The organism is Bradyrhizobium sp. UFLA05-112 (assembly GCF_053572325.1).
This window is the reverse complement of sequence record NZ_JBANBK010000163.1, coordinates 1-7303: the sequence shown is the minus strand read 5'-3', so window position 1 is coordinate 7303 and position 7303 is coordinate 1. Positions and strand designations below refer to the sequence as shown.

Genomic DNA, 7303 nt, shown 5'->3' with positions numbered 1-7303 from the left:
ACGATGTCCGTGCTGTACTGCTCTCATCCAAAGACGTACCGTGCGGATGATTTTATGACACAGTAAGACTAAAGCGCCATGAGATTGGGATGAATCGTCATCGCGCTTTAGGTTGTTGTTTGAGCATGATCTCCGCGCAAACGCGTACCGCGTTTGTCGCGAGGGAAAACCGCGACGCACTTTTCCGGATCATGCTGTAGGCCGCACGCGGTGGCAGGTCAGCCTCGCTTGTCAACGTCCCTTGCCGAAAGGGACCGGCATGTCTACCTCTCGCCAGTGAATTCTCGTGAGAGGTACCCCGATGCTTGATGCCGCCGTCAAGGCGCTGTCGCAGATCATCTCGCCGCCGATGCGCTCGATCCTGTGGCGCTCGATCGGCGTCGCGCTCGTGCTGATCACCGTGCTGGCGATCGGCTTGCAGCGGCTGCTCAGCTGGTTTGCCACCTATGGCGAGGTCTGGCTCGAGGGGTTGCTCGGCCCCGGCTGGCATTCCGCGCTGGAAGTGCTGGCCTGGATCGTCTCGATCGCGGCCGGCCTTGGCGTGGTGTTCGGCGGAATCCTCCTGATGCCCGCGATCACCTCGCTGGTGGCGAGCCTGTTCGTCGACGACGTCGCCGACCATGTCGAGCGCGAACACTATCCGGCCGAGCGACCCGGTGTCGCGCTGCCGTTCACGATGGCCATCCACGAGGGCGTCAAGACGGCGCTGCTGACCATCCTGGTCTATCTGATCGTGCTGCCCTTCGTGTTCCTGGCCGGCGCCGGCTTCCTGATCTTCTTCCTCGCCACCGCCTGGCTTCTGGGCCGCGAATATTTCGAGCTTGCCGCGATGCGCTTCCGCCCGCCGGAGGAAGCCAAGGCGATGCGGCGCGACAATGCGGCGACCATCTTCGCCGCCGGCCTGATCATCGCCGCCTTCGTGTCGATTCCAATCGTCAATCTGGCGACGCCGATCTTCGGCATGGCCTTCATGGTCCACATGCACAAGCGCCTGTCGGGGCGGCGGCCTGAGCTGATCGAGCCGGCGCGGTCGATGCGGTGACCGCGATTGGAGCGATCGCTTGGGTCCGGTTGCGCACCCGCGAAGGAGATCGCTCCCTCCCCCGCTTGCGGGAGAGAGGCTGATTGGGGCGCTCCTACGATCGAGAGCTTGAAGGCGGAGGTCCGAGGAGAACGTCCTCGCGATAGAGCATCGCCGTAGTTTTGCGGATCTTTCGCCACGAATCAGGATTCTCAATCAGCTCGCCAGTCCGAGGCGATCCCGCGGAATGGCGGGGCCAGCGACAGTTGTCCGGAATCTCTCGCGCATCGGCTCCATTTCCTGAGGAGGTAGAGTCCATTAGGAGAATTGATCCATGGCAAACATCGAAAGATTTCCGAGAAACAAGTCAGTAGATCTGGCCAGGCTTGAAGCAGATGTCACGGCGGCCTTGCCCGGGTCGGCCGGCTGGGTTGCCCCACCGCCTCTATCCGAGCCATTGCCCGACTACGTCGAGCATCGAGATGGGGTTTCGCGTGTAGGCCAGCTCACTGCCGAGGCCGTCGTGCGCGACTATGAGGCCGCGGCCAAAGAGATCGAAGCTATGGGCACTGAGTTGATCAGCGCGGCAAAAAAATGCGAGGCGATGACCGCCGAGGTGCACACTACGATTGCCTTCATGCGAGATACTGCGGCCTCATATCGCGAGGAAGCCAAGAAGATTTTCAAGCGCATCGAAGAATGTGCCCTGTTTACAGAGGATGTTCGCAAGACTTGCGAAACTGTCAAACGCCGGATGATGGAGGATAGAAGCATCGCCTGATCCGCACCCCGCCCAACCAAGGCGCGATGAGATTAGGATGAATCGTCATCGCGCTTGAGGTCGTCGTTTGAGCCTGATCTCCGCGCAAACGCGTTCCGCGTTTGTCGCGAGGGAACGCCGGTCCACGCTCTACGCTCTACGTCACCGGCACGCCGCACTTGCGCAGCACCGTCTTGGCGAAGCCGAACGGCGCCGGCGTGAATGGGCCCGGCGGGGCGCGGGTGAGCAGCGCGACGCAACCGAGCGCCGTGATCGCGAGCCAGAAGCACAGCCAGAAGCCGTCGCTATAGGCGAGCACATTGGCCTCGCGCTGCACGAAGCCCGCGAGCGTGCCGACCGCGCGGGCCTGCGCCGCCCCTAAGCCATGGCCGGCGAAGCGATCGGCAAGCTGCTTCAGCATCCTGACCACGTCGACATCGCCGGTTGCGACGTGCTGGCCGAGATAGTTGGAATGGATCTGCTCGCGGATCCGCAGCCAGGTTCCCATCAGCGCAATGCCAATCTCCGCGCCGCCAAGCCGCATGATCTGGATATAGGCCGCAAAAGCCGTCGCACGGCTCGGGTCGGAGTTCGACAGCAGCGTGATGATCAGCGGCAGCAGGGTCAGCGCCTGGCCGATCGCCTGCAGCAGCACGATGCCGACGAAATCCTCGCGCGCCCAGTCGTGGGTGAGCTGGGTGCCCCAGAGGTTGGCCGCCGCAAAGCATGCAAAGCCCACGACCACCACCGTCCGCGTATCGAAATGCCGCAGCAGCCAGATCGAGATCGGCACCAGCACGAACATCGGCAGTGCGCCATAGATGAGCAGCAACAGGCCGCTCTGCTCGGGCCTGAGCAGGCCGACATTGGCGAGGAAATTCGGCACCAGCGACGAGTTGGACAGGCTGGTGAGGGTGTAGAGCAGGATCAGGACCAGCGACAATCCGACATTGCGCGAGAACAACACGTTGACGTGCGCCCAGGGCTGGCGGACCAGGGATTCGTTGATGAGGAAGCCGACGAACAGCACGGCTCCGCTGGCGAGCAGCGCCATCACCGTGCCCGACTCCAGCCAGTCCAGCCGATTGCCCTGGTCGAGGCCGGCATAGATCATCGAAACCGAAGCACCGAGCAGCACCATGCCGCCCCAATCGGCATCGCGCAGCAGGTCGCGATTGACTGGCTCGCTGGGCGTACCGAGATAAACCATCAGGCCCATCAATGGCGCGATGACGACGCCCTGCCAGTACAGCCATTGCCAGCCGAGATGGTCGACATAGAAGCCGACGAGCGAGGTCGAGGTATCGAGCGCAAAGCCGACGCGGATCGAATAGACCGCAATCGCCGGCAGCCACCAGCGGATGGGCAGATTGCGGAACACGATCATCAGCGTCGCCGGCACGAAGGTGCCGAGCAGCAGGCCATGCACGATGCTGAGCGCGATCAATGCGGGAAAATCGTGAACGAAGGGAATGATGAAGGAGACGACGGCGTAGACGAGGCTCGGGATGCCGAGCACGCGACGCAGGCCGAACGCAGTCGCGAGCCAGGCCACCGCCGGTGCGATCAAGATCTGCGAGCCGATACCGGCGGTGGAGAGCCAGGCTCCCTCGTCGAAGCCGAGCGAGAATGCGCCGCGCAGGTCGGGCAGGCCGACCGTCGTCAGGCGGCTGTCGAAATTGGCGAGGAACGAGCCGAGCAGCACGGCCACGACGGCGAAGGCCGGTCGTGGCGCGATGCCGCCGCGCGAGACCGGTCCGCGATCGGCACCGTCATTTGCCGCCATTCGGCCCTGCACCGTCGGTGTGGATGCTGGTGACGACGGACATTCCCGGCAGGAGACGTTCGACCAGCGGCTGGTTGTCGTCGAGCTGGATGCGCACGGGAACGCGCTGCACCACCTTGGTGAAATTGCCGGTTGCATTGTCCGGCGGCAGCAGCGCCACCTGTGAGCCGGTCGCCGGCGCGATGCGCTCGACGCGGCCGCGCAGGCGCTGGCGCGGGAAGCTGTCGACGGTAATGTCGACGACCTGGCCCGGCTGCACGTGCGTGAGCTGGGTCTCCTTGTAGTTCGCGATCACATAGACTTTTGGCAGCGGCACCACGTTGATCAGATTGGTGCCGATATTGACGTAGTCGCCGGGCTGCACCTGGCGCTCGCCGACGACGCCATCGAACGGCGCTGTGATCCTGGTGTAGCCGAGCTTGAGCTGGGCACTCGCGAGCGTCGCCTTGGCCGCTTCGAGGTCGGCGGCGCGCTGCTTCTTGGTCCCTTGCAGGACTTCGAGCTGATGGCGCTGTGCGGCGATCACGGCGCGGCTTGCGCGCACATCGGCCTGTGCCTTGGCGAGCGACGCGACCGCCTGCTCAAGCCGCTGCCGTGTGCCGGACTCGCTCTGCGACAACGATTGCTGACGCTGCTGCTCCTGCTGCGCCTCGACCTCCAGCGCCTCGGCGGACAATCGCGCGGCCTCGGCCTGCGCGATCGTCGCATATTGCAGCTCGACCTGGTTGCTCAGATTGTCCAGCGCCGCCTGTGCCGCAGCAACGTTCGCTTCGGCCTGCGCGACCTGGGCCTGATAGTCGGCGGGGTCGATCTGGATCAGGAGATCGCCGGCATGCACGCGCTGGAAATCGGTGACCGCGACGTTGAGCACCTCGCCCGTCACGCGGCTGGCAAGCCGCGTCAGCTCGGCGCGGACATAGGCATCATTGGTAGTCTGGATCGTCGCGCTGCCGACCCATTCATCGAAGCGCAACGTCGCCAGTGCAACGAAGCCGAGCGCGACGACGACGGCAAACAGCGGAATGGCGAGTCGACTCCAGAGACTAGGAGCCGGTCGTTGTGTCGGCTTGGAAGCGACGAGCGGAGCGGCGGGCGGCGGCGAACTGACTTGTTCTTGTTGACTCACGGCACCACCCCGAAATCATGTCGCGAACGCAATTCCTGCTAGCGTCATTCCGGGACGGTCCGAAGGACCGGAACCCGGAATCTCGAGATTCTCAGGTGCGCAATTGCGCACCATAGTCCGATGCTTTGCATCGCCCCGGAATGACGGAGAAACCTTGCCTCAGACCGTCTTCTCCGGCCATCGACAGAGATCGTTGATCAGGCATACCTCGCAGCGTGGCTTGCGCGCGAGGCAAGTATAGCGACCGTGCAGGATCAGCCAATGATGGGCATGCAGCATGAACTCTGCCGGGATCACCTTTTCGAGACCGAGCTCGACCTCGAGCGGCGTCTTGCCGGGCGCCAGGCCCGTGCGGTTACCGACGCGGAAGACATGCGTATCGACCGCCATCGTGTGCTCGCCAAAGGCCATGTTGAGCACGACGTTGGCGGTCTTGCGTCCGGCACCCGGCAGCGACTCGATCTCTGCGCGCGTGCGCGGCACCTCGCCGCCGAAATCGGTCAGCAGCTTGGCCGAGAGCGCGATCACGTTCTTCGCCTTGGTGCGGTAGAGGCCGATGGTCTTGATGTACTCGCGCAGGCTCTCCTCGCCGAGATCGAGCATCTTTTGCGGGGTGTCGGCGACCTGAAACAATTCACGCGTTGCCTTGTTGACACCGGCGTCGGTGGCCTGGGCCGACAGCACGACAGCAACGAGCAGCGTGAAGGGATTGAGATGCTCGAGTTCCCCCTTCGGCTCCGGGTTGGCCTTGCGGAAGCGGGAAAAGACCTCGTGGATCTCGGCCGGCGTCCAGGGTTTTGTGGCCTTGGGCTTTACTGCCTTGAGCGATTTCTTTGCGGCCCGCGCGGGCTTGGCGGCTTTCGCCTTTGCCTTCTTCTTCGACACGGAGGATTTGCGGACGGCCGTCTTGCGGGTGATTTTTGCCATGACCGGGATATACTGACAGGCCATGAGCACAGGCAACGGAATTGAGCGCGAGAGCGAGGTGCAGATCTTCTCTGCGCTGCTGACGCCGCATCGCTCGCTGAACCGCACCGGCTTCCTCGCCGTGATGCTGTTCCTCAGCGTCGTCAGCTTTGTGACCGGGATCGTTTTCCTGATGATGGGCGCCTGGCCGGTGTTAGGCTTTTTCGGCCTCGACGTGCTGGTGATCTGGTGGGCCTTCAAGGTCAATTTCCGCACCGCGCGGGCGAGCGAGGAGATCGTGGTCACGGTTTCCGAATTGCGCGTGCGGCGCGTCAGCCATCGCGGCCATGTCGCCGAATGGGTGTTCAATCCGCTCTGGGTCCGGCTCGAGCAGGAGGCGGACGAGGAGTATGGCCTCGAACGGCTCTATCTGGTGTCGCGCGGCCGCAGCGTGTCGATCGCGAGCTTTTTGGGACCGGAGGAAAAGGCAAGCTTTGCCAAAGCCTTAATCGACGCCCTGAACGCCGCCAGGCGCGGCCCGATCTACAATCCGATCGCTTGAACCCTGTCAGAAATCGGGTGGTTTGGAGCCCCTGCTGCTCCTACATTTGAGGTCATGATGACACTCGCCATACATGACCAGCGCCTGGCCAGGCCGGGCCACCAGAACGCCGCGCTGCGGGACTATGATTCCGTGCGCCGCGCGATCGCCTTCATCTCGGAGAACTGGCGCGCGCAGCCGACCATCGAGGCGATGGCGGATGCGGCGGGCGTCACCCCGGATGAGTTGCACCATCTGTTCCGCCGCTGGGCGTCGATCACGCCAAAGGCCTTCATGCAGGCGCTGACGCTCGACCATGCCAAGCACCTGCTGCGCGATTCCGCGAGCGTTCTCGATGCCGCGCTCGACTCGGGTCTCTCGGGCCCGGGACGGCTGCACGATCTCTTCGTCACTCACGAAGCAATGTCACCGGGCGAATGGAAGAATGGCGGCGCGGGCCTGACCCTGCGCTACGGTTTCCATCCCTGTCCCTTCGGCACTGCGATCGTGATCGCGACCAATCGCGGACTGGCGGGGCTTGCCTTCGCCGACCCCGGCGAGGAGCAGGCCGCATTCGCCGACATGACGCGGCGCTGGCCGAACGCAACTTACGTCGAGGACCATGAGGGCACCGCACCGCTCGCCCAGCGCATCTTCGACACCAAGCTGTGGCGGCCGGACCAGCCGCTGCGCGTGGTCATGATCGGCACCGATTTCGAGGTGCGGGTGTGGGAGACGCTGTTGAAGATACCAATGGGACGCGCGGTGTCCTATTCGGACATCGCCTGCAAGATCAACAGCCCGAAGGCCTCACGCGCCGTCGGCGCCGCGGTTGGGAAGAATCCCGTCTCCTTCGTCGTGCCCTGCCATCGCGCGCTCGGCAAGGACGGCAAGCTCACCGGCTATCACTGGGGCGTCACCCGCAAGCAGGCGATGCTGGGCTGGGAGGCGGGGCAGCTCGGGGTGCAGTAAGTACGCTCATGTAGGGTGGGCAAAGGCGCGCTCTTCGCGCGCCGTGCCCACCATCTTTCCGCGAATGTTGCTGGATGGTGGGCACGCTTCGCTTTGCCACCCTACGGAATCGCGCCTAAAGCGTGATGGCATTAAGTTCGATAGCCTGAATTTTTGAGGTAGTTGGCGCATTCCTCGGGGGTGAAGGCATC

The 7303-nt window shown here is 63.7% G+C and carries 7 protein-coding genes; 4 read left to right on the top strand and 3 right to left on the bottom strand.

The window, feature by feature from the left end:
• Positions 1 to 301 precede the first annotated feature (301 nt).
• Together SO180_RS41600 and SO180_RS41595 are read left to right on the top strand one after the other, a co-directional pair.
• Positions 302 to 1042: a sulfate transporter family protein gene (locus SO180_RS41600; RefSeq protein ID WP_449384570.1), complete on the top strand. Its 741-nt coding sequence runs from the start codon at positions 302 to 304 to the stop codon at positions 1040 to 1042.
• A 313-nt stretch (positions 1043 to 1355) separates the two neighbouring features.
• Positions 1356 to 1802, top strand: coding sequence for a hypothetical protein (locus SO180_RS41595; RefSeq protein WP_449384569.1), 447 nt, complete (start codon positions 1356 to 1358; stop codon positions 1800 to 1802).
• A 136-nt stretch (positions 1803 to 1938) separates the two neighbouring features.
• Here SO180_RS41595 and SO180_RS41590 read toward each other — a convergent pair whose 3' ends face one another.
• From SO180_RS41590 to nth, 3 genes are all read right to left on the bottom strand, one after another.
• On the bottom strand, positions 1939 to 3567 hold the full coding sequence (locus SO180_RS41590) for an MFS transporter (protein WP_449384568.1): 1629 nt from the start codon (positions 3565 to 3567) through the stop codon (positions 1939 to 1941).
• Positions 3554 to 4693, bottom strand: a complete 1140-nt coding sequence (locus SO180_RS41585) for an HlyD family secretion protein (protein ID WP_449384567.1) — start codon at positions 4691 to 4693, stop codon at positions 3554 to 3556. The genes SO180_RS41590 and SO180_RS41585 overlap by 14 nt, the downstream gene beginning before the upstream one ends.
• A 159-nt stretch (positions 4694 to 4852) precedes the next feature.
• Complete coding sequence (gene nth, locus SO180_RS41580) at positions 4853 to 5620, bottom strand: endonuclease III (protein ID WP_449384566.1); 768 nt, start codon at positions 5618 to 5620, stop codon at positions 4853 to 4855.
• Between the two features lie 22 nt (positions 5621 to 5642).
• Here nth and SO180_RS41575 point away from each other — a divergent pair, with 22 nt between their 5' ends.
• Positions 5643 to 6161, top strand: a complete 519-nt coding sequence (locus SO180_RS41575; RefSeq protein ID WP_449384565.1) for a DUF2244 domain-containing protein — start codon at positions 5643 to 5645, stop codon at positions 6159 to 6161.
• 54 nt (positions 6162 to 6215) lie between these two features.
• A complete protein-coding gene (locus SO180_RS41570) occupies positions 6216 to 7112 on the top strand; it encodes a methylated-DNA--[protein]-cysteine S-methyltransferase (protein WP_449384564.1) in 897 nt (298 codons plus the stop codon).
• Positions 7113 to 7303: the final 191 nt, after the last annotated feature.